Source organism: Nonomuraea sp. SBT364, from assembly GCF_001083785.1.
In the GTDB taxonomy this organism is placed as follows: domain Bacteria; phylum Actinomycetota; class Actinomycetes; order Streptosporangiales; family Streptosporangiaceae; genus Nonomuraea.
In genome coordinates this window covers 24,236-46,140 of sequence record NZ_LAVL01000062.1, presented here as the reverse complement: position 1 = coordinate 46,140, position 21,905 = coordinate 24,236, and the positions used below count along the sequence as shown (strand labels likewise).

Annotated in this window: 22 protein-coding genes and 1 pseudogene; 12 read left to right on the top strand and 11 right to left on the bottom strand. The window is 72.8% G+C overall.

The annotated features are described in order from the left end of the window. Positions 1-121: 121 nt before the first annotated feature. Entirely contained in the window at positions 122-529 is a 408-nt protein-coding gene (gene arfB, locus ADY59_RS25435; protein WP_049566527.1) for an alternative ribosome rescue aminoacyl-tRNA hydrolase ArfB, read from the bottom strand. Between the two features lie 199 nt (positions 530-728). Between arfB and ADY59_RS25430 the strand changes: the two genes are divergently transcribed. The 5 genes from ADY59_RS25430 to ADY59_RS25410 all read left to right on the top strand — a co-directional run bounded on the left by ADY59_RS25430 (position 729) and on the right by ADY59_RS25410 (position 7,520). Then, the gene (locus ADY59_RS25430; protein ID WP_049566524.1) at positions 729-1,547 is read left to right on the top strand and encodes a hypothetical protein; all 819 of its coding nucleotides are present in this window, start codon (positions 729-731) and stop codon (positions 1,545-1,547) included. Further along, positions 1,544-2,122: an HAD family hydrolase gene (locus ADY59_RS25425; protein ID WP_049566521.1), complete on the top strand. Its 579-nt coding sequence runs from the start codon at positions 1,544-1,546 to the stop codon at positions 2,120-2,122. The genes ADY59_RS25430 and ADY59_RS25425 overlap by 4 nt, the downstream gene beginning before the upstream one ends. A 42-nt stretch (positions 2,123-2,164) precedes the next feature. After that, entirely contained in the window at positions 2,165-3,946 is a 1,782-nt protein-coding gene (locus ADY59_RS25420; RefSeq protein ID WP_049566545.1) for an HSP90 family protein, read from the top strand. Then, the gene (locus tag ADY59_RS25415; protein WP_049566518.1) at positions 3,939-5,954 is read left to right on the top strand and encodes a hypothetical protein; all 2,016 of its coding nucleotides are present in this window, start codon (positions 3,939-3,941) and stop codon (positions 5,952-5,954) included. The genes ADY59_RS25420 and ADY59_RS25415 overlap by 8 nt, the downstream gene beginning before the upstream one ends. Positions 5,955-6,023: 69 nt before the next feature. Continuing rightward, positions 6,024-7,520 (top strand): alkaline phosphatase D family protein, encoded by a 1,497-nt coding sequence (locus ADY59_RS25410; RefSeq protein ID WP_053175147.1) that lies wholly within the window; start codon positions 6,024-6,026, stop codon positions 7,518-7,520. 19 nt (positions 7,521-7,539) lie between these two features. Here ADY59_RS25410 and ADY59_RS25405 read toward each other — a convergent pair whose 3' ends face one another. From ADY59_RS25405 to ADY59_RS25385, 6 genes are all read right to left on the bottom strand, one after another. Continuing rightward, a complete protein-coding gene (locus ADY59_RS25405; protein WP_049566516.1) occupies positions 7,540-8,493 on the bottom strand; it encodes an NAD(P)-dependent alcohol dehydrogenase in 954 nt (317 codons plus the stop codon). After that, a complete protein-coding gene (locus ADY59_RS25400; protein ID WP_049566513.1) occupies positions 8,490-8,723 on the bottom strand; it encodes a helix-turn-helix transcriptional regulator in 234 nt (77 codons plus the stop codon). The genes ADY59_RS25405 and ADY59_RS25400 overlap by 4 nt, the downstream gene beginning before the upstream one ends. Further along, positions 8,717-9,148 carry a hypothetical protein gene (locus ADY59_RS25395; RefSeq protein ID WP_049566510.1) on the bottom strand — a complete coding sequence of 144 codons (432 nt, stop codon included), beginning with the start codon at positions 9,146-9,148 and terminating at the stop codon, positions 8,717-8,719. Before ADY59_RS25395 ends, ADY59_RS25400 begins: the two co-directional genes overlap by 7 nt. A gap of 61 nt (positions 9,149-9,209) precedes the next feature. Beyond that, on the bottom strand, positions 9,210-9,611 hold the full coding sequence (locus tag ADY59_RS25390; RefSeq protein ID WP_053175144.1) for a hypothetical protein: 402 nt from the start codon (positions 9,609-9,611) through the stop codon (positions 9,210-9,212). Between the two features lie 21 nt (positions 9,612-9,632). Beyond that, a complete protein-coding gene (locus tag ADY59_RS47665; RefSeq protein WP_156325725.1) occupies positions 9,633-9,791 on the bottom strand; it encodes a hypothetical protein in 159 nt (52 codons plus the stop codon). A 593-nt stretch (positions 9,792-10,384) separates the two neighbouring features. Beyond that, a complete protein-coding gene (locus ADY59_RS25385; protein ID WP_197093841.1) occupies positions 10,385-11,077 on the bottom strand; it encodes a pyridoxamine 5'-phosphate oxidase family protein in 693 nt (230 codons plus the stop codon). 511 nt (positions 11,078-11,588) lie between these two features. On the opposite strand from ADY59_RS25385, the gene ADY59_RS25380 reads away from it, so the two are divergent. From ADY59_RS25380 to ADY59_RS25370, 3 genes are all read left to right on the top strand, one after another. Continuing rightward, positions 11,589-13,082, top strand: coding sequence for a carboxylesterase/lipase family protein (locus ADY59_RS25380; protein ID WP_197093840.1), 1,494 nt, complete (start codon positions 11,589-11,591; stop codon positions 13,080-13,082). A gap of 76 nt (positions 13,083-13,158) precedes the next feature. Continuing rightward, positions 13,159-13,815 (top strand): response regulator, encoded by a 657-nt coding sequence (locus ADY59_RS25375; protein WP_049566507.1) that lies wholly within the window; start codon positions 13,159-13,161, stop codon positions 13,813-13,815. A 59-nt stretch (positions 13,816-13,874) separates the two neighbouring features. Further along, complete coding sequence (locus ADY59_RS25370; RefSeq protein ID WP_156325724.1) at positions 13,875-15,080, top strand: sensor histidine kinase; 1,206 nt, start codon at positions 13,875-13,877, stop codon at positions 15,078-15,080. 110 nt (positions 15,081-15,190) lie between these two features. Here the strand turns inward: ADY59_RS25370 and ADY59_RS48965 are convergent. Both ADY59_RS48965 and ADY59_RS25365 read right to left on the bottom strand, forming a co-directional pair. Continuing rightward, positions 15,191-15,645 (bottom strand): annotated as a pseudogene (locus ADY59_RS48965) (hypothetical protein); the annotation flags it as partial. Between the two features lie 142 nt (positions 15,646-15,787). After that, positions 15,788-16,519: a TetR/AcrR family transcriptional regulator gene (locus ADY59_RS25365; protein ID WP_049566502.1), complete on the bottom strand. Its 732-nt coding sequence runs from the start codon at positions 16,517-16,519 to the stop codon at positions 15,788-15,790. A gap of 77 nt (positions 16,520-16,596) precedes the next feature. On the opposite strand from ADY59_RS25365, the gene ADY59_RS25360 reads away from it, so the two are divergent. Next, a complete protein-coding gene (locus tag ADY59_RS25360; protein ID WP_049566499.1) occupies positions 16,597-16,923 on the top strand; it encodes a DUF1330 domain-containing protein in 327 nt (108 codons plus the stop codon). Between the two features lie 64 nt (positions 16,924-16,987). On the opposite strand, the gene ADY59_RS50275 is transcribed toward ADY59_RS25360, so the two are convergent. Together ADY59_RS50275 and ADY59_RS53455 are read right to left on the bottom strand one after the other, a co-directional pair. After that, entirely contained in the window at positions 16,988-17,593 is a 606-nt protein-coding gene (locus tag ADY59_RS50275; protein WP_156325723.1) for an efflux RND transporter periplasmic adaptor subunit, read from the bottom strand. 304 nt (positions 17,594-17,897) lie between these two features. After that, complete coding sequence (locus ADY59_RS53455; RefSeq protein ID WP_049566494.1) at positions 17,898-18,695, bottom strand: biotin/lipoyl-binding protein; 798 nt, start codon at positions 18,693-18,695, stop codon at positions 17,898-17,900. Between the two features lie 147 nt (positions 18,696-18,842). Between ADY59_RS53455 and ADY59_RS25345 the strand changes: the two genes are divergently transcribed. From ADY59_RS25345 to ADY59_RS25335, 3 genes are read left to right on the top strand one after another with little or no spacing between them, the layout of a single operon-like run. After that, on the top strand, positions 18,843-19,937 hold the full coding sequence (locus ADY59_RS25345; protein WP_231618880.1) for an efflux RND transporter periplasmic adaptor subunit: 1,095 nt from the start codon (positions 18,843-18,845) through the stop codon (positions 19,935-19,937). Beyond that, entirely contained in the window at positions 19,934-20,665 is a 732-nt protein-coding gene (locus ADY59_RS25340; RefSeq protein ID WP_049566491.1) for an ABC transporter ATP-binding protein, read from the top strand. Before ADY59_RS25345 ends, ADY59_RS25340 begins: the two co-directional genes overlap by 4 nt. Continuing rightward, the gene (locus ADY59_RS25335; RefSeq protein ID WP_049566488.1) at positions 20,662-21,903 is read left to right on the top strand and encodes an ABC transporter permease; all 1,242 of its coding nucleotides are present in this window, start codon (positions 20,662-20,664) and stop codon (positions 21,901-21,903) included. Before ADY59_RS25340 ends, ADY59_RS25335 begins: the two co-directional genes overlap by 4 nt. Positions 21,904-21,905 lie beyond the last annotated feature (2 nt).

Here is a 21,905-nt window from a genome sequence, read left to right as displayed (position 1 = left end):
TCAGCCGGGCGTTACGGTGGGACATGAAGCCTCCGTGCGGTGCAGATTCGACACCTTCACCACATCGGAGGCTTCTCTATTGATCAAGCTCCTCTGTTAACAACGCTCGTGGTCGATACAGCTAGAGGTCGCGGCGCAGGCGTTTGACGTCGGAGCGGAGCTTCTTGGCGGCGATGCGGCGCTCAACGGCGCCCCGGCTGGGCTTGGTGGGGCGGCGGCGCTTGGGCGGCGGCGCGATGGCCTCGCGGATGCGCTGGGCGAGCCGCTGCTCGGCGGCCTCGCGGTTGCGGAGCTGGGAACGGTGCTCGGAGGCGGCGATCGTGATCGTCGGCGCGCCGAGGCGGTCCAGCGCGCGGGCGCGCAGCGGCTCGGAAAGCGCGGTGGTCGCGGACACGTCGAAGGTCAGCTCCACCCGGCTGTCGGTGGTGTTGACCCCCTGGCCGCCCGGGCCGGAGGAGCGGGAGAAACGCCAGACGAGCTCGGCGTCGGGGATGACGACCGAGTCGTTGACGACCAGTGGTCCCGGCATGACGCTCCTCCTTCCGCGATTCATCCTCGACTACGAGATGTCACCGTATCTCGCCGGCCCATGCGGCGGGCAACCGCATTTCCCGCCACCGGTTGACGTGCCCGGCGCGGGCGGCGTATGCCAGAGTCGCGCAGCAACAGCGGGAAACAGCGGGGATCAGCGGGGATCCGCGAGGATCGGCGGGGCGAGGGGAGCGGCTGTGGCGGGCATCGTCGGCGTGCACGGCATCGGCAAGTACAACTACTACGTCAACGCGGGGCATTCCGCGGCGGGGGCGGCCGAGGCGATGCGCGCCAAATGGGACCGCTACCTGCACGCCGCCTGCGGCGGGGGACAGCCGCGCACGTACTTCAGCGAGGTCGCCTACTTCTCCCACTTACTGCACGAGGGGCCGCCGGGCAGTGCCAGGGAGGCCGCGGCGGTGGCCGAGGCCCGCGAGCGGGTGCTCGCCGGGTGGGCCCGCAACCTGGGGCTGGGCGAGCACCTGACGGGCGCGCTGAAGTCGTTCACCGGATGGCTGCTCGACAAGCTCGACGGCAGGTCGGCCGCGTTCGCCGAGCTGTTCGCGCCCGAGGTGGCCACCTACCTGACCGACCAGGGCAAGCGGCGCGAGGCCCAGCGGGCCGTCGCCGAGGTGATCCGGAGGAACCGTCCCAAGGTGGTGATCGCCCATTCGCTGGGCAGCGTCGTCGCCTACGAGACCTTCTGGGCCAACCCCGACCTGCGCGCCGACCTGCTCATCACCCTCGGCAGCCCGCTCGGCATGCGCAACGTCGTCTTCGAGCGCCTGCTGCCCGCGCCCATCAACGGCCGGGGCCGGCGTCCCGAGGGCGTGGGCCGCTGGGTGAACATCGCCGACAAGGACGACATCGCCGCCATCCCGCCCGACCTGGGCGGCAGCTTCACCGGCATCGACGTCGAGGAGCTGGTCAACCTCGACTGGATCGACTTCCACACGGCCGAGAAATACCTGGGCTGCCCGGCGATCCATCCGCATCTGCGACCATTCCTCGCATGAAGTGGATCATTTTCGACTACGGCAACGTCCTCTCCCTGGCCCAGCCCGACGCCGAGGTCGACGCGATGGCGGCCGCCGCCGGGGCCGATCCCGCGGCCTTCCGCCAGGGCTACTGGAAGCACCGCCTGGACTTCGACAGGGGCACGCTGACCGCCTGCGCCTACTGGTCCGCGGTGCTCGGCCGGGAGGTGCCCGCCGAGGAGGCCGCCCGGCTCGTCGCCATGGACGTGGCCAGCTGGTCCCACCCCGACGAGGACGCGGTCGCGCTGCTGGGTGAGCTGCTCGCGGCCGGTCGCGGCGTGGCGCTGCTGTCCAACGCGCCCGCCGAGACCTCCGACGGCATCGACCTGCTGCCCTGGATCGCCGCCATCCCGCACCGCTTCTACAGCGCCAGGATGAGCATGCTCAAGCCCGACCGGGAGATCTTCGACGAGGTGGCCCGGGTGCTCGGCGCCGACCCGGCCGAGGCCGTCTTCGTCGACGACCGGCCGGACAACGTGGCCGGCGCCGAGGCGGCCGGCATGACCGGCGTCCTCTACACCGGCGCGGCCGACCTCCGGCGGCGACTGGCGTAAACCTCAGGCGGATTGTCGGTTATGTGATCTATGGTGTGCCGCGTGGACAACGCCTTCCAAGTGGACCTGCGCGGCGTGGTCGATCTCCTCAGCCGCCACCTGTATTCGAGCCCCCGCGTCTACGTGCGCGAACTCCTGCAGAACGCGGCCGACGCGATCACCGCCCGGCGCGCCGCCGACCCCGGCGCACCCGCCACGGTCACCGTCGAGGTGGCCGGCGGGCTCGTCAGCGTCCGCGACACCGGCATCGGCCTGACCGAGGACGAGGTCCACACCCTGCTGGCCACCATCGGCCGCTCCTCCAAGCGGGACGAACTCGGCTTCGCCCGGCACGAGTTCCTCGGCCAGTTCGGCATCGGCCTGCTGTCCGGGTTCCTGGTCGCCGACGAGATCGGCGTCGAGACCCGATCGGCCAAGGGCGGCCCCACCGTGCTGTGGACCGGCCGCTCCGACGGCCGCTACCGGGTCGAGCTCGCCCCCGCCGAACGCGCCGAGCCCGGCACCACCGTCACCCTGCGCGCCCGCCGCGACGCCGGCGAATGGGTCGCCGAGCGGACCATCACCGAACTCGCCGCGCTCTACGGCTCGCTGCTGCCCGTCGACGTCACCGTCAACGGCCACCGCACCACCCTCGCCTCCCCGCCCTGGCAGGCCGCGCACACCTCGCCCGCCGAACGGCGCCGCGCCCTGGAGGCGCACTGCGAGGAGCTGTTCGGCTTCGTCCCGCTGGACGTGGTCGACCTCGACGTGCCGGAGGCCGGGCTGACCGGCGTCGCCTACATCCTGCCCGCCCCGGCCAACCCGGCCGTGCGCGGCACCCACCGCGTCTACCTCAAGCGCATGCTGCTCACCGAGACGGCCGACGGGCTGCTGCCCGACTGGGCGTTCTTCGCCCGCTGCGTCGTCGACGCGGCCGAGCTGCGCCCCACCGCCAGCCGCGAGGCGCTCTACGAGGACGACCTGCTCGACCACACCCGCCAGGAGCTCGGCCGCCGGCTGCGCGCCTGGCTGGTGCGGCTGGCCGAGACCGACCCCGGCGGGCTGCGCGCCTTCCTGCGCCTGCACCACCTCGGCGTCAAGGCGCTCGCCCTGCACGACGACGACATGCTGCGCCTGGTCGACCAGTGGCTGGAGTACGAGACCAGCTCCGGGCCGATGACGCTGGCCCAGTTCCGCACCCGGCACCCCGGCGGCCGCTACACCACCAGCGTCGACGAGTTCCGCCAGCTCGCCGCCGTCTCCGGCGCGCAGGGCGTCGGCCTGGTCAACGGCGGCTACGTCTACGACAGCGAGATCCTGTCCCGGCTGCCCCGCATCGACCCGGGCGCGGCCCTGGACCGGCTCGACCCGGCCGAGCTCGCCACCCACCTCGGGCCCGCCGACCCCGACGCCGAACTGCGCGCCCGCCCGTTCCTGGCCACCGCCGCGCGGGCGCTCGACCCGCTCGGCTGCGAGGTCGTGCTGCGCGACTTCGACCCCGCCTCGCTGCCCGCCCTCTACCTCACCAGCCGCGCCGCCCAGCACCACGCCGACCTGCGCGAGGCGCGCGACGCCGGCGACGAGCTGTGGGCCGACGTGCTCGGCGCGCTGGAGCGTGGCGTCGCCGCCGACCGGCCGAGGCTCGTGCTCAACCACCGCAACCCGCTCGTCCGCCGCGTCACCGGCCTGCCGGACCCGGCGCTCGCCGCCACGGCCGTCGAGGCGCTGTACGGCATGGCGCTCCTGCACGGCCACCACCCGCTGCGCCCGGCCGACACCGCGGCGCTCAACCGCTCGTTCCTCGGCCTGCTCGACTGGGCCGTCCAGGGAGGCACGTATGGCTGAGGACGTCCAGGCGCTGCTCCGCGAAGCGGGCGCGATGCCGTACGGCGAGGCCAGGACCGTCCTGGCCGAACGCGCGCTGCGCGAGGCCGAGGCGCTGCGCGAGCACGAGCTGATCGTGCGCGCCCGGCTGGACCTCACCCAGGCCTACCAGTACGGCGGCGAGCCGGTGAAGGCGTTCACCGTCTTCTCCCGCAACCTGGCCGACCACGACGCCGAGCCCGGCCGGTGGGGCCACTGGGAGACGCGCGAACTGCTCTGGCACTTCAAGTGGATCGTCGCCGACATGCGGCGCTTCCCGGAGATCCCGCTGCGGCGCGCGCTCGACGCCATCGACGACATGGAGCGGCGCTACCGGCAGGCCGGCGACCTGCTGCACGCCGTGCACGCCAAGCGCTGCTTCATCGCCCAGCACCTCGGCGACGAGGAGGGCACGCGGGAATGGCTCCACCGCTGGCGGACCACGCCGCGCGACAACCTGTCCGACTGCGAGGCGTGCGACACCGACTCCTTCGCCGCCACGCTCGCGCACCTGGGCCGCGACGAGGACGCCATCGCCGCCGCCCGGCCCATCCTGGAGGGCCAGGCCACCTGCGAGGTGCAGCCGCAGGGCATCCTCACCACCCTGCTGCTGCCCTACCTGCGCACCGGACGCCACCGCGAGGCCGCCCAGGCGCACCGGCGGGCCTACCGGCTCGTCCAGGGCAACGTGGCGTACCTGGACGACTTCGGCGACCACATGGAGTTCTGCGCGCTCACCGGCAACCAGGCGCGCGGGCTGGAGATCCTGCAGCGGGAGCTGCCGCTGCTGGAGCGCCCGCCGTCGCCGTCGGACGCGCGGCGCTTCATGGCCTGCGCCGCGCTGCTGCTGCGCCGCCTGGAGGAGACCGGGCACGGTCACCTGACGGTGCGGCGGGCCGGACGGGACGTGCCGGTGCCGGAGCTGCGCGCCGCCATGGAGGCGGGCGCCCGCGAGATCGCCGCCCGCTTCGACGCCCGCAACGGCAACGACACCTCCACCCGGCGGCTGGAGGCGACCCTGGCCGCCGCGCCCCTGGTGGACCACCTCCCGCTCGTCGCGCACCACCGGCCCGCCACGGCGGGCTCCCCGCACGACCACTGGCGCCGCGGCGCCGCCGCCCTCCCCCCGGACGTGGACCCGTCCCCGGGCGATGGTGCCGCTTCTGTGAGCGGCGAGGCCCTCTCGCAGGTGGTCTCCCCCGAGACGACCTCCCGGGAGGCCGTGACGGCAAGCGCCGGGGCCGCGGGTGGTCCCTCGGCGGTGGAGGTGGCTGTGGGGGAGCTGGCCGAGGCGGTGGCCGGGTTCACCGTCCGGGGCGACCGCAGGCGGGCGGCGCTGGCCAGGGTGGACCTGGCGCGGGCGTACCTGGCCGCCGGACGGGCCCTGGACGCGGCGGAGACGGCCGAGGAGGCCGCGGCGATGCTCAGCGACGGTGGCCGCCCGGACCCGGCGATGCCCGGCGACGGTGACGGTGACGGTGACGGTGAGCGGCTGGACGCGGTGCGCAGGACGCTCGCGGCGGCCCTGCGCGAGCTGGGGGAGGGCGAGCGCGAGCTGGAGACGCTGCGGCTGCTGCGCGACCCGGCGTCCCTGGCACTGCTGGGCGACCGGCTGGCCGCGCGGGACGAGGACCGCGACGCCGGCCGCGCCTACGCCGAGGCGGGCCGGCTGCACCGGGCGGCCGGCGACCTGCCGGCCGCCGGCCGGGCGCTGGCCAAGGCGGCCAAGTGCGTCTACTACGCCACCAGCGACCTCGCCCCCGCCGTCGAGGCGTACGCCGAGGCCCGCGAGGCGCTGTCCGCCGCCGGCCCGGAGGCCGCCCGCGACCTGGCGGAGCTCGCCTACGACGAGGCGATCGTCCTGGACTGGTACGACGAGCAGGCCCGCGCCGCCGAACTCTGCCACGAGGCGGCCGGGCGCTTCACCGCGCTCGGCGACGAGGACGGCGTGGAGCGGGCCCGCGACCTGCTCGCATCGCTGTCCGACTGACCGGCGCTGTTCACCTGCCCGTGACGCCACTGTCACGGCGGGGTCAGCGTGCCCGGACATATCTGGACCGTGGACCGCAGATCCTTCCTCGCGGCGGTGCCCGCGACCTTCCTCGCATCCCCCTCCAGAACCCTCAAGGCCGACCCGTTCACCCTCGGCGTCGCCTCCGGCGATCCCGGCGCCGACGGGTTCGTCCTGTGGACCCGGCTGGCCCCCGACCCGCTCGGCGGCGCCGGCCTGGGCGGCATGCCCGCGCGTGACGTGGACGTCGACTGGCAGGTCGCCGCCGACGAGCGCTTCACCAGGATCGTCAGGTCCGGCACCGCCACCGCCCGGCCGTCCGCCGCGCACAGCGTGCACGTGGAGGTGACCGGCCTGGAGCCGGGACGCGCGTACTTCTACCGGTTCAGGAGCCAGGGCAGGCTGTCACCCGGCGGGCGCACCAGGACCACCCCCGCCGAGGGCGCCGAGACCCCGCTCGCGTTCGCCGTCGCCGCGTGCGCCCACTACGAGCACGGCTACTACACCGCCTACCGCCGTCTGGCCGAGCAGGAGCCCGACCTGGTGCTGTTCCTCGGCGACTACCTGTACGAGTACGGTCCCAGCGGCTACACCGCGCCGGCCGGGCGCGTACGCACCCACACGCCGGGCAAGTGCGCCACCCTCGCCGCCTACCGGCTGCGGCACGCCCAGTACAAGAGCGACCGCGACCTGCAGGCCGCGCACGCAGCCGCGCCGTGGCTGGTGGCCTTCGACGACCACGAGGTGGAGAACAACTGGGCCGGCCCCGTCTCCAGCACCGGCGCCCCCGCCTTCGCCCGCCGCCGCGCCGACGCCTTCCGCGCCTACTACGAGAACATGCCGCTGCGCCGCGCCAGCCTGAACGGCGCCCGCCTGCGCGTCAACCGCCGTGTCTCCTGGGGCTCCCTGGCCCGCTTCCACCTGCTCGACACCCGTCAGTTCCGCGACGACCAGGCGTGCCGGGACGGGGTACGCGGCGGTTGCGACGAGCGGCTGTCCCCGGACCGCACCCTGCTCGGCGACGGCCAGTGGCGCTGGCTGGAGGACGGCCTGCGCGGCTCACCGGCCCGCTGGAACCTGCTCGGCCAGCAGATCCTCATGACGCACCGCGACTACCGGACCGGCCCCGGCCGCGAGGTGAACCTCGACTCCTGGGACGGCTACGCCCCCGAGCGCACCCGCCTGCTGAACTCGCTCGCCCGCACCTCGAACCCGGTCGTCCTGACCGGCGACGCGCACATGCACCACCTGGCCGACCTCAAGACCGACTTCGACGACCCCGACTCGCCCGTCGTCGCCCGCGAACTCGTCACCACCTCGATCGCCAGCGACGGCGACGGCTACCGCGACACCACGTGGATCGCCGAGTCGCTGGCCGAGAACCCGCACATCGCCTACATCGACCAGCGGCGCGGCTACATCATGGCCCGCCTCACCCGCGACGGCCTCGACGCCGACTTCCGCACCCTCGACCGCGTCTCCCGGCGCGGCGCCCGCGCCCGCACCTCCCACCAGGTGACGATCCCGGCGAACCCCGGAGCCTGAACGCCCCCGCCCCCCGACGTCAGTCGACGGTGATGACGAGCTTCCCGGGCGCGTTGCCCGCCGCCAGGTCACCCACCGCGGTGGGGGCCTCCGCCAGGGGGTAGGTGCGGCCGACGGCCGGTCGCACGGCCCCGGCCTCGATGAGGTCGCGCAGCGCGTCCAGGTCGGCGGTGCGGGTCAGCGCGATGAGCGGGTCCAGGCGCTGGCGGGTGAACGGGGTGATCAGCCGGGCGGCCAGCAGCCGGCCGAGCCCGCCGAACCACCGGCCGCCGCCCTCGCCGCCGACGAGGACGAGGCGGCCGCGCTCGGTGAGCAGTCCGCGCAGCTGGGCCAGCGGCCGGACGCCCGCGATGTCGATGATCACGTCGTAGGTCCCGGTCAGCGGCTCGCGCGTGTAGTCGATGACGGCCTCGGCGCCCAGCGACCGGACCAGGCCGGCCTTGGCCGTGCTGCACACGGCGGTGACGTGCGCGCCGCCGGCCACCGCGAGTTGGGTCGCGAAGCTGCCCACCCCGCCGCCGGCGCCGATGACCAGCACCTTCTCCCCGGCGGTGATCTGGCCGACGGCCCGCATCGCCGTCACCCCCGACACGGGTACGGCCGCCGCCTCGGCGAAGCTCAGGCAGGCGGGCTTGCGGGCGAGCTTGGCCGGGCGGGCGAGCGCGAACTGCGCGTACGCGCCGGTCGCCGCGCCGTACACCTCGTCGCCGGGGCGTAACGCGGTCACGCCGGCGCCGACGGACTCCACGACGCCGGCCACGTCCATGCCCGGCACGCGGTTGCGAGGCCGGCGCAGGCCGAACCCGAGGCGGGCGACGAGCGGCAGCCCGGTCATGATGTGCCAGACGCCGTAGTCGACGCCGGCCGCGCGGACCCTGATCAGCACCTCGCCGGCGCCGGGTACCGGGACCGGGACCTCGCCGAGGCTCAGCACGCGCGGCGGGCCGTACTCGTCCTGGACGATCGCTTTCATGAGGAATCTCCTTCGCTGTCTGGATACTGGAAGACGTCGTCGAGTCCGGCCCGGAACACCCGGGCGATGCGGAAGGCCATCTCCAGCGAGGGGGAGTAGCGGCCCTGTTCGATCGCGATGATGGTCTGGCGGGTGACGCCGACCCGGTCGGCCAGCTCGGCCTGGGTCATCTCGCCGTGCGCGAACCGCAGGGCCCGGATCGTGTTGGTGACCTGCGTGGGCTTCACCACGTCTGGAAGCCCCCCTTGCGGTAGGCCATGATCTTGGCGAACGAGCTGAGCACCGACGACAGCACGAACGCCAGGTAGACGGCGTTGGCGATCCAGAAGTGGCGCAGCTCCGCGATGGCCATGATCAGTGCGGCGAGCGCGCCGATGACGACGATCGACTGCCCGATGCGCTCACTGATGTGGTTGATCTCCCGGTCGCGCTCGTCGGTGCGGTCGGCGCCCTGGCCGCCCGCGACGGCCAGGGCGATGTTGGCCACGATCGCGGCGACGATGGCGCCGCCGATGGTCCACAGCAGGGTTCCCGCGTAGGCGGCGTCGGCGAGCGGGCCGTCGCCGGCCCGGCCCAGGACGATCGCCAGGTAGATCGTGTACGCGCCGAGGGTGACCACGATCATCACCCAGGCGCGCTTCTCCTCGAAGGCCATGCCCGCTCCTCATGTAAAACAAAGCTGACATCGACCAATGTAAAGCGCCACGGACACCATGTCAAAGTTTATTTACATGCCCGAACGGTGACCGGCCGGGTCCTCGCTCTGGGGTGCCTGCTAGGTGTACTGACCACAGAGGTTGAGAACGCGAGGCGACACGATCCCCCGCGAACTCGCCGACCAGCGAGGGGACGTCGACGCCGTCCCGATCAACGGTGACCTTGATCGCATTGTCGAGCTTCCCGGAGAACATCTCCTCAGAGAGCGTCATCTTCACCTTGTCCCGGTCGTCCGTGCCGGCGCCACATACGGTCGGCTTGTTCGAGCCAAGGAAGGTGATGTCCGGATAGCTGTCGACCGAGACCGTGATGAACGGGTGGAGGTCGATCGCGTTCACCCGTTCGCCCTGCTCGTAGACATGCAGCGCCAGCTCCGCGCCGTACCGGCACAGCAGATGCACATTGATGCTCTCGGAGAGCTCCTACGCCAGATCGGCGTTGATCTCGTCGATGCTGCCCCTGATGCAGTGGGCGTCCTTACGTGCCCCTCCTGGGGATACCCCGAAGGCCAGGTCGTAGAAGCTCTTGGGCGGCATGGCGTCGGCGCCGAGCTCGTTGCCCGCGAGGCCTCTGCGGCGCAAGGCTCCGTCGTAGGTCGGCGCCATGCCGTAGACCCTGCAACACCGGGCCGCCGAGGCGGGCCAGGAGCGGGGCGTGTTCCGGGTGGATGCCGACGCCGATGAGGCGGGCGGGCACGGCGGCCGGCTGCGGGATTACTTCGACGAGCGTCATCAGGGCTTCGGCCGGGGCCGTGCCGCCGAGCATCGGTCTGCGCAAGATGCGGACCCTTTGCGTCGCGCGCCGGGCGAGCGCTGCGGTGGTCGACCCAAGCTCGGCCGATCGCCAGGCTCGGCCGGGCACGTCGTACGGTCACGCCATGACCGCCTGCCTCGCTTCCTCAGCTTTCCCCGGCGCCCGAGCTGCGCTTGATGAGCGCGGCGGCCAGCGCCGTCGTGGACGGCGTGCTCGATGCCGAGCCGGCCGCCGTGCTTATCGTCAGGGCATGGCCCGTAAGCGCCCCAGCCCCAAGAAGGGCAAGTCGGCGCGACGGCGCCGGTCACAGGTTTTCCGGGCGCCGCACATGCCGGCTTTCCCGAGGTACCGGCATGACTCGTCGCAAAGGGCATCGACCAGCCGGTGTAGCGGTTGGGCCCGCTCTTTGACAACCCCGGGCTCAGTCAACGGGGGAGTCGAGCCAGGAGCTCTCGAGCATGAGAGTACGGCCGCCGAACTCGGCCAGCGAATTCCATGCGAGTATCCGCTCGGGGACGAGCCGGATGTACAGGAACAGGTCCGGGGCGTTGCGCGGATCGGTCGATACCTTCGCGTAAGCCTCGGCCGAGGCGACGTCGATGTCGGGTACGTTCAGCAGAATCGCTCGGGTGTCGATCATGACGACGTCGGCGGTGTCACCGATCGCCAGCCGCGCCTGCGGCCTGGCACGCAGGTTCGAGACCGTGCGGCTACGCCGGAAGGTCGCGGTGGTCAGCGTTGAACCGTCCCACACGTAGGCGACCGGGATCAGGTGTGCCCCATGACCGTCGCTCCCGGTCGCCAGCCACATCTGGAACCCACCGGCCAGACGGTCTACGGTATCGGCTCGCCGCCGCGCCAGATCGCGTGGTGGCGGGAGGGGCGCTGCGGACATGCCTGCTTCTTCACGAGTACTCACACCCTGAAGACGATCGGGCCGGGGACCGATTCGACACTGCCGCAGTCCGCTGGTCGTGGTGGCGGCGGCGATGCCGTTGAACGCCACCTCATGGCTGCCGAGCCGGGCGCGGCCGGTGTGCGGGCAGATGTCCGCGGTGACTGATGTGGGATTGTTCCGTTTGTTGACCTTCGGTCTGCTGGAATTGCCCAACATCGCCTACCGGCCCGCGCTGGCGGATCTGCCCGACCAGAAAAGGCGCAGGGCTACCCCGTCCGAGATGAGGACATGGCCCAGCTCTCGCCTTTCGTCAACACCCAGTCGGGCGTGCACGGCGCCTACACCTTCCTGCTTCCCGACCTGGCTCCGGGGGGCGATCCGCGCCCCACGCGACCTGCCCAGATCCTGGGCGCGATGCATGTTCCAGGCCCGCTTGACGAAGGAGCGGAAGCGCGGCGTACCCCTTTGACCGGCGGCCGGATCCTTGGTCACACCGATTCGCAACAATCGATCGCCAGGCCGCAACCTCCACACGTTACGGCGAGCCCAGGGCTGACGCGAGGCTGGCCGCATGAGTGCAAAAGGATCGCGTTTTACCATGTCCATGGCGAGGTCGCCGATTCGGCGGATGTTCGCTCTGGTCGCAGGCGGCTGTCTGGCCATGTCCGCGGGTGTCACGCCGGCCGCCGCGCAACCACAGACGGCGTCGAAGCCGAAGCCGGCGATCGTGAAGCTGGACTCCGGGCGGATCAAGGGCTCGAACGACGGCACGGTCAGGACGTACTCGGGGATCCGCTACGCGCAGCCGCCGGTGGGGGAGCTGCGGTGGAAGGAGCCGGAGCGGGTCGCACCGTGGCGGGGGGTCGCCGATGCCACCAAGCCCGGGCGGCCATGCCTCCAGGAGGAAGGGGGCAAGGTAACCGGTGGCGAGGACTGCCTGTTCCTCGACGTCACCACCCCGGCCAAGCCGTCGCGCAAGCGGCTACCGGTGATGGTGTGGCTGCACGGGGGCGGCTTCCTTGACGGCTCCGGCAGCATGTACAACGCCCGGCGGATGGCCGGCCAGGGCGACGTGGTGGTGGTGACGCCCAACTACCGGCTCGGGGCGTTCGGCTACCTCGCGCTTCCGGGACTGCCCGGCTCGGGCACGTTCGGGCTGGCCGACCAGCTCGAAGCCCTGAAGTGGGTTCAGCGCAACGCCGCGGCCTTCGGCGGCGACCCCGGTAACGTGACCCTGATCGGCCAGTCCGCCGGCGGGATCAGCACCTGCGCGCTGCTCACCTCTCCGGCCGCGCGCGGCCTGATCGACAAGGCCGTCATGCAGTCCGGGACGTGCACGCTCAACTGGCCGGCCGGCACCTACATCCCGGTTCCGGACATGCCGCCGTTCACGCCGTTCCCTTCGCTGAAGACCAGCCGGGACATCGGCCTGGCCGCGGCCAAGCAGCTCGGCTGCGCAGCGGGCAAGGAGCTGGCGTGCTTGCGGGCCAAGCCGGTCGCCGAGCTGATGAAGGTCAACGGCGGCTTCGGCAACAACCTCGCCCACGGCACGCCGCTGCTGCCGCTCGACCCTGCGCAGGCGCTGCGCACGGGCGCATTCTTGCGCGTGCCGGTGATCTCCGGCGCCGCCAAGAGCGAGGGCAACGGCTTCGTCGCCGGCGCCGCGCAGGCCGGGATCCCGGTGACCACTGAGAACTACCCGACGTTGATGAAGAACGCGTTCGGCGAGCAGGCCGGCAAGGTGCTGCGGGAATATCCGCTGACCCGCTTCTCCTCGCCCGGCCAGGCCTGGGCGACGGTAAGCAGCGACCGCGCCTGGGCCTGCCCGACCCTGGAGGCCGGCGAGGCAATGGCCGCCCGCACCACGGTGTACGCCTACGAGTTCGCCGACGCCAACGCCCCGAACCTCTTCGGCACCCCCTCCGACTTCCCGCCGGGCGCTCAGCACGCCAGCGACCTGCCCTACCTGTTCGACCTGGACGGCGAGCGATGGGACGGGCTCACCCCGGAGCAGTGGCGGCTGGCGGAGCACATGATCGGGTACTGGACGTCCTTCGCCCACGCCGGCAAACCCCAGGCCGCCGGCGCACCCGCCTGGCGCGCGTTCACGCCGTCCGGCCAGACCGTGCTCAGTCTGAAGCCCGCGAGCCAGGGCGGCATCGGTCCGGTCGACCTCAGCGATGAGCACCGATGCGCCTTCTGGAGCGGACTCGACGGCTGATCACCGCGATGGTGCCCGGCCCGGGCGCGGGCCGGGCACCATCGCGCGGGGATGGTGGATGGCAGACTGTGCGGATGTGATCAGGGTTCTGCTTGCCGACGACGACCCGATGGTCCGCCGGCATCTCAAGGTGATCCTCGGCTCCAGTACGGAGATCGAGGTGGTCGGTGAGGCCCGTGACGGGGCGGAAGCGGTCGAGGAGGTCCTGCGTAACCAGCCGGACGTGGTTCTGATGGATCTCCGGATGCCGGGCGTGGATGGGATCACCGCGACGAAGGAGATCGCGGCGCTCGCCTCGCCGCCCGCGGTCATCGCGCTCACGACGTTCGACTCCGACAAGCACGTGCTCGGCGCCCTGGAGGCCGGCGCGGGGGGGTTCCTGGTGAAGGCCACCCCGGCGGAGGACCTGATCAACCTGGTCAAGGTGGCGGCCGACGGGAACGTCGTGATGTCACCGAGCGCGGCGCGAAGGCTGATCGCGCAGTCGTCCAGAGGGGACGAGCGGCGCGACACCGCCCGGTCCCGGGTGGCCGTGCTCGCCGAGCGTGAACGCGAGGTGCTGGCCTGCCTCGGCGAGGGGCTGACCAATCCGGAGATCGCGGGGCGGCTGTTCCTGTCGGAGACCACCGTCCGAAGCTACGTCTCCCGCCTCCTGGTCAAGCTCGACCTCACCCACCGTACGCAGGCCGCCCTGCTTGCCCACCAGGCCGGACTCCTTGATGAGCCCGGCTGAACACGACCCGCGACAACCGGCCGCCACGGACCACGCGGCGGCCTTGTGAGGTGTCCGCTGTGCGCGCACTGCCACGTTTCTCCAGACCAGAGCTCATTGTCAGCGACCGGCGGATCATGCTCTGGGCCGCTTCCGGCGCGGCCGTGCTGTGCGCCGTCATTCAGATCGTCCTGTACGTCACGGGCGCGTACGCTCGCGGCGCCGCCTCGCTCGCCGAGCTGGCCCTGAACCTCCTGCTCGACGCGTCCTTGCCGTTGGTGGTCCGCTTCCCGCGGACGGTGGGAGCGCTGGCCGTCGCGGTCACGGCGGCATTCGCCCTTGGCGTCGCTCTGGCGCCGAGTGTGGTGGCGTCGCGGATCGCCCTGCCCGTGGCGGCCCCGATCTTGGTGTCGTTCCTGGTCGTCCTGTTGCCCTGGCGGCAGGCGTTCACCTTCGCCGCGGTCCTGGCGCTGCCGGCGATCCCGATCTGGTCGCCCTCGTGGGGGGCGCTGAACGTGGCGCTGTCGGCCACCGCGCTGCCCGCGCTGATCGCCCTCTACCTGCAGGCCCGGAGCGAGCTCATCCGGTCGCTGCGCAAGCGGGCCGAGCTGGCCGACTCCGAACGCCACCTGCTCGCCGAGCGAGCCGAGACCGCCGAACGCCGGCGCCTGGCCACCGAGCTGCACGACATCGTCACCCACCACGTCACCGAGATCGTCCTGAACGCCGACGCCCTGCGCGTGACCACCCGCGACGACGACGCCCGCGCCGCGGCCGAGCAGATCCGGCTCGCCGGCACGCGAACCCTCACCGAGCTGCGCGACCTCATGCGGGTGATGAACACGGGGGCCCGGACGGCGGCCGCCGAGCGTCCCGACGACGACACCGGCGGTGACCTGGCCGCGCTGGCGGCAGCCGACCGTGCGGCTCTGCACGTCGAGGGCGATCCCGGAACGGTGCCCGCGGTCGTGGCCCGCGCCGTCTACCGGGTGGTGCAGGAGTCGTTGACCAACGCCCGCAAGCACGCTCCCGGAGCGCCGGTCACCGTCACCATTGTCTATCCCGGCGACCGGGTCGACGTCGAGGTGCGTAACGTGCCGCCTCGGCGGAGCGTCGATCCCACGCTGACCAGCGCCGGCTCCGGGATGGGCCTGATCGGGCTCAACCGCCGGGTGACTCTGCTCGGCGGCACTTTCGGCGCGGGAGACGACGGTGCGGGAGGCTTCACGGTCACCGCCAGCGTCCCCGCCTCCGCCATGCGGAACGCCCCACTTCTGCGGTCATGACACCGGCAAGATCAAGAGCTCGCCCAGCACCGCCCGCCTGATCGAAGGACAGCGCACCACCGGCTGGCGCGAAGCACTCATCGAACTCGACATCGCCTATCCAGGCCGAATCAAGTAAAGACCGCTCTCCCGCTCTCAGAAACGATCCTTACCCACTTGAAGTGACAACCTTCCCTGAACAGCCCCTGGGTGTACTGACCTGAGAGGTTAGGTACGCGGCTGGCGGGTGGGTGGCCGCCGAGTGCGGTGGAAGCGTTCGACCTTGCCGTTGGTCTGGGGCCGGTAGGGGCGGGTGCGCTTGTGGGTGACCCCTAGGCCGGCGCGGGTGTCGCGCCACAGGTGGGACTTGTAGCAGGCGCCGTTGTCGGTAGCTGGTGAAGCCGTCCAGGGCGGTGTGCAGGTAGCTGTAGCCGATCTTGGGTTTGCCGTGCCGGCAGCGGGCGGTGGTGGTGGCCTTGCGGCGGTGGTGTGCGGTCTGCCGGTCGGTGATGCGGTGTCCGCCGCCGTCGGGGGTGTTGCCGAGTTTCTTGACGTCGACGTGCACCAGGTCGCCTGGTCGGTCGTGCAGGCGAAGCCGTCCGAGTTCGGTCAGTGGCGCGTTACTGTGGGGCATGAAGGGCCTCCGGGGCTCGGCGTAGATGTCGCAATCCACACCGAACCCGCAGGCCCTTTCCTATGCAACGATCTCGGGGGATCGTGTCGCACGCCTAGGGACGCTGCTCCAGGCCCAGCGACCTGACCAGGTCGAGCATCTCGGCGCGGTGCAGCGCGGCCGGGTTGCCCGCGACGGGATGGATGTGCCCGTCGATCTCCAGGGCGACCAGGCCGTGCATCCGGCCCCAGACGCGCAGCGCCAGCGCCGCCGCGGCGGGTGGCACGTCCGGGAGCTCGGCCTGGATCTTGGCGACGTGGTCGGGGTGCAGATCGGACCAGGCGGTGTCGTCGGGCTGGTGGTGCCGGGCGTGCGGCCAGGCGGCGGCCACCAGGCGGGTGAGGTCGCGGCACACCCGGCGTGCCGTCTGCTCCACCGGCCCGTCCTCGGGGGGCTGGTAGCCGGGGATCGGGTGGCCGTAGAAGAGCCGGAAGCCCTCCGGGTGAGCCAGCGCCCATTCCCTCAGGGCTTGGCCCCAGGCCATCAGCCTGCCGCCGGGATCGCTGTCGGGCACGGCGTTGCCGGCGCTCTCCGTGGCCTCCGCGATCGAGGTGGCGATCTCGCTGATCAGTGCCGTGATCAGCTCGTCCCGGGTAGGGAAATAGCTGTAGATCGCGCGTGCGGTCATGCCCATGTCGCGGGCGATGCCGCGCAGCGAGATGGCCCCCGGCCCGCCGCCGGCCATCTGGCGCAGCGCGATGGCCTTGATCTCGCGGCTCGTCTCCGCCCGCAGCCGCTCCCGGCGGCTCGGCGTGGCCCCGGCGCGCTCGCCCCCGTCGTTGTTCACGCCGATAGGTTACAGCAGTACATTAGTCTTCGGCGTGTCGAAAGTACACGCCGTGTCCATCGAGAGCAGGGAAGCTCATGCCCGCTTACGTCATCGTCGGAGTCGACGTGCTCGACCAGCAGGCCGGGCTGGCCTACGCCGCCGTGGCCCAGCCGTCCATCCTCAGCCACGGCGGTCGATACCTCGTGGCGGGCCCCACGCCCGAGGCGGTCGAAGGCGCCTGGGACTTCTCCCGGCTCCTGGTCATCGAGTTCCCCGACATGGGCCGGGTGAGGGAGTGGTACGACTCCCCGGAATACCGGCGGGCCCGGGAGATGAGGGAGGGCACGGCCCGGGTGCGGATGCTGTTCGCCGAGGGCTCGCCGCCCGAAGGATTCTCCCTCCCGGCCCGGGCCGGAGCCTGAACGGTCCCTGTGAACCTCCTGCGGATGCGCTCAACGCCCCGGCCGCTCCCCGGCGGCCCGGGGCTCAGCTTCCCTCGGGCCAGCCGCTGCCGGGGAACTCACCGGTGGCGGCGGAGGAGATGACCACCTGGTCGTTCTCGTCCAGGCCGGATGTCACCTCGACGAACCGGTCGCCGCGGACGCCCGTACGCACCACCCGCGCGACGTCCCTGCCCGCGGAGCGGACGGTGACCGTCGCGGCGCCGTCGGCGCGGCCGCGGATCGCGGCGGCGGGGACGTACACGGCGTCCCTGGCGGTGCCCGTGGTCACCGTGACCGAGGCGCTCTGGCCGAGCATGAGATCCGCCGGGGGGTCGTCGAAGGCGAGCGTCACCGCGTAGCGGACGAGCCGGTCGTCGGTGGTGGCCGTCGGGGCGATGTGGGTGACCGCGGCCGCGTGCCGCTCGCCGGGGTGGGTGGCCACGGTGACCACCGCCTGCTGGCCCAGCTTGAGCCGGTTCACGTCGGACTCGGTGACCATGGCCTGGACCTGGAGCTCGTTCAGGTCGCCGAGGGTGATGAAGGTGCCGGTGCCGGCCGTGCCGCCCACCGTGCCGGCGACGGACAGGACGGTCCCGGCCGCCGGCGCCACGATCCGGGTGGCGGGCACGCCGTCTGCGGCCTCCTCCACCGCCGCTCTGGCCCGGTCGACGGCGGCCGCCGCCTGCTCCTCGGCGGCCTCCGGGTCACACCCCTGCGTCCCGGACGGCTTCCCCCCGGTCGTCGGCCTCCCGGACGGACTCCCACCCGTCGGCCCCCCGGACGGCCGTCCCCGCTCGGACGGTTCCCCGGACGGCCGTCCCTCCTCGGACGGTTTCCTGGACGGGCGTCCTTCCTCGGACGGTTTCCTGGACGGGCGTCCTTCCTGGGACGGGCTTCCGGAGGGGGCGGCCGAGGGCTCACCGGCGTCCGGCGGACGGGCGCTGCCGGTGGCGTCAGGCGTCCCCCCGCCCGTCGTCGGCCACCCCGGCGCCACGGCGCCATCCCCAGGCTCCCGCGTGGGACCACCGGGTCGGCCCTCGGTGGGAGTGCTCGTGGGCCGGCCGGTCGGACTGCTCGTGGGGATGCCGATGGGACGTCCGGCTGGGCCGGTTGCGGGGCTGCTCGCGGGGGGGTGCGGTAATGGTCTTGGTGACTGTTGCCGTCACGGTGGCGGTGACTGTGACGGTGGCGAGCGGGTGGGGCTCGCGGGCCGGTGTGCCGGGGGCGGGGGGTGGCGTGGCGACGTCAGGTGAGGTCGTCGGCCGCGGGGTCGGGGTGCGCGCCGGGGTGGTCAAGGCCGCCGCCAAGGCCACGGCGGCCCGGCCGGCCGCTCCGCCGCCGGCCGCCGTACGGGTCGCGTCAGAGGAGGACGGGGGGCAAGAGGCGGCGGTGGCGAGGGATTCCTCCGCGGCGGCGAGGTCGGCCAGGGCCGCCGCGTGGGATTCGCGGGCGGCGGAGGCGTCGATCCTGGCCAGGACCTGGCCCTTCCTGACCGCCGAGCCCGGGGAGACGTACAGCTTGGTGACGGTGCCGGCGGAGCCGAAGGCGAGGTCGCGGCGGGAGCCGTCGACGGTGTTGCCCGCGGCCGTGACCGAGGCGGTGACCTCGCCGCGCCGGGCGGCGGCGGGGCGCGCCCGGTCGGCGGGCGGGTCGTCGGAGCTCAGCGTGAGCGCGAGGCCGGTCCCGGCCACGAGGACGGCCAGGGCCAGCCCGCCCAGCGTGAGCGCTTTCGGCGGGAGTGTCGGTCTCATGGGGGCTCATGATGGCGGCGCAAGGTGGGCGTGGGCCTGCGAGCGCGCTCAGAGTTTCCTGAGGGACCGGTGGGGCCGCCGGGCTGTCAGCGAACCTTCAGCCGGCTCACCGCTGAGGCGCAGGCTGGTGTGCCAGGGTCACCGGCTGTGAAGGTGTCGACGAGGCGCAGGGCGCTGATGACCAACGGAGTGCTCGCGGTGCTCCTGCTGGGCGGTGCGACGTTCGCCTATGCCCAGCTCGGCACGGGACGGGCGGCGGGCGAGACGGCCGTGCGCACGGTGACGGCGGCGCGCGGGACCGTGATCGCCACGGTGTCGGCGTCCGGCGCGGTGGAGAGCGCCAGGAGCCGGGCACTGGCGTTCGGCACACAGGGGACGGTCGACCGGATCTACGTCAAGCCGGGCGACAAGGTGAAGAAGGGGCACATCCTGGCCAGGCTGGACGACGCTGCCGCCCGGGAGAGCCAGGCGGCGGCGCTGGCCACGTACGAGGAGGCACGGGCGGAGGGCACGTCGACCGCGCGGCTCTACGCCGCCTACGTCAAGGCCCGCAACGCCTACCGGGCGGCGGCCCGCACGGTCGCGGGGACGGTGCTGAAGGCGCCGTTCGCCGGCACCGTGACGGCGGTGAACGGCACGGCCGGCGGCCCGTCGGGCGGCACGGGCGGCAGCGGCGGCACCGGCGGCACCGGCGGTACGGGTGGGTCCGCGGGGTTCGTGGAGGTGGCCGACACCGGCAGGCTGCGGCTCGTCGGCTCGTTCACCGAGTCGGACGTGGGCAAGCTCAAGGTCGGCCAGGAGGCGGCGGTCACGTTCGACGCGCTGCCCGGCGTGACCGCCACCGGCGAGGTCACCCAGATCCAGCCCGTCGCCGTCACCAGCCAGAACGTCGTCCAGTACCCGGTGACGATCTCCTTCACCACGGTCCCCGAGCAGGTGCGGCTGGGCCAGACCAGCACCGTGGCGGTCGAGGTCGGCCGCGCCGAGGACGTCGTCACCGTGCCGTCGGCGGCGATCTCCACCAGCGGCGGCCAGGACGCCGTCACCGTCCTGAAGGACGGGCGGCAGACCAGGACGGTGGTCGAGGTCGGCGTGCGGGGAACGGCCACCACGGAGATCAGGTCCGGCGTGTCCGAAGGTGACCGGCTCGTCCCGCCCGCCACGGCCCCCGCCCAGAGCGGCCGGCGCCAGGACGGCTTCCCGGGCGGCGGCCCCGCGGTCCTGCGCGGGGGCACGCGATGACGGCCCCCGTGCTGAGCGTGCGGCGCCTGGTCAAGGAGTACGGCGAGGGCGACGCGAAGGTCCGGGCGCTGCGCGGCGTCGACCTGGACGTGGAGCGGGGCGACTACGTGGCGGTGATGGGCGCCTCCGGCTCCGGCAAGTCGACGCTGATGAACATCCTCGGCTGCCTGGACGTGCCCACCTCCGGCCGGTACCTGATCGACGGCGCGGACGTGGGCGAGCTGGACGAGCACCGGCTGGCGGTGCTGCGCAACCGGCGGGTCGGGTTCGTGTTCCAGTCGTTCAACCTGATCCCGAGGATGAGCGCGCTGGCCAACGTGGAGCTGCCGCTCGCCTACGGCGGGATCGGCCGGGCCGAGCGGCGCTCACGGGCGCTGGCCGCGCTGGAGCGGGTGGGCCTGGCCGACCGGGTCCACCACGAGCCGAACCAGCTGTCCGGCGGCCAGCAGCAGCGGGTGGCCGTGGCCAGGGCGCTCGTCACCGCGCCGGCGCTGCTGCTGGCCGACGAGCCGACCGGCAACCTGGACACCGCCTCCACCCGCGACGTGCTGCGCGTCCTGGACGAGCTCAGCGTTTCGGGCCGGACCATCGTGCTGATCACGCACGAGAACGACGTGGCCGCGCACGCCAAGCGCGTCATCCGGCTGGTGGACGGCGAGATCGTCGAGGACCGCCGCCAGGCTCCGGTGGACGGGCCGCCGCCCCGGCCGGCGGAGGCCGCCGCGTGAGCCCGTACGAGATCCTCCGTTTCGCGATGCGCGGGCTGCTGGCGAACAAGCTGCGCAGCGCGCTCACCACGCTGGGCATCCTCATCGGCGTCGCGGCCGTGATCATGCTGGTGGCCGTCGGGGAGGGCTCCTCGCGCAGCATCCAGCAGAACATCCAGCGGCTCGGCGCCAACACGCTGACGATCTCCCCGTCGTTCGCCGGCGGCGGGCGCGGCGGCATGGGCGGCCCGCAGCAGGCCGGGCCGCGTACGCAGGCCAGGGAGCTGACGCTGGCCGACGCCAGGGCGCTCACCGACAGGAGCCTGGCCCCGTCGGTGAGGAGCGTCTCCCCGGTGGTGAACGGCACCGCGCCCGCCGTGACGTACGCGGGCGCGAGCCACACCGCCGGGCAGCTCGTCGGCACCTACCCGAGCTACTTCGAGGCGACCAACAAGCCCGTGGCGCGGGGCACGTACTTCTTCGACGACGACGTCCTGGCCGCCCGCAAGGTCGTGGTCATCGGGCAGACCGTCGCGGGTGAGCTGTTCGGCGCGCGCGACCCCGTCGGCGAGCAGGTGAGCGTGGCCGGGGTGCCGTTCACGGTCGTCGGCGTGCTGAAGGAGGCCGGATCCACCGGCGGGCAGGACGCCGACGACGTGGTGATCGCGCCGCTGCCGGCCGTGCAGCAGAGCCTGACCGGGTTCGGGCCGCTCGACTCGATCGTCGTCCAGGCGAGCGGCGCGGCCGCCACGGAGGCGGCCCAGGCCGAGGTCACCGCCGTGCTGAACCAGCGGCACGGCGTCGCGGCCGGCGGTGCCGCCGACTACCGGATACTCAACCAGGCCACGCTGCAGGAGACCGTCAGCGAGGCGACCGGCACGTTCACCGTGCTGCTCGCCGCCGTCGCCGCGATCTCGCTGCTGGTCGGCGGCATCGGCATCACCAACATCATGCTGGTCACCGTCACCGAGCGGACCAGGGAGATCGGCATCCGCAAGGCGATCGGCGCGCCCAGGGGCGCGATCCTCGGCCAGTTCCTGCTGGAGGCGACGCTGCTCAGCCTGGCCGGCGGGCTGTCCGGGGTGCTGGTGGCCTACGTGGGCACCCGGTTCGCCATCGCCGGGATCCAGCCGGTCCTGGTCCCGTCGTCGGTCGCGCTCGCGCTGGGCGTCTCGGCGGGGATCGGGCTGTTCTTCGGCGGTTATCCCGCCAACCGGGCCGCCAAGCTCCGGCCGATCCAGGCCCTGCGCCATGAGTGAGG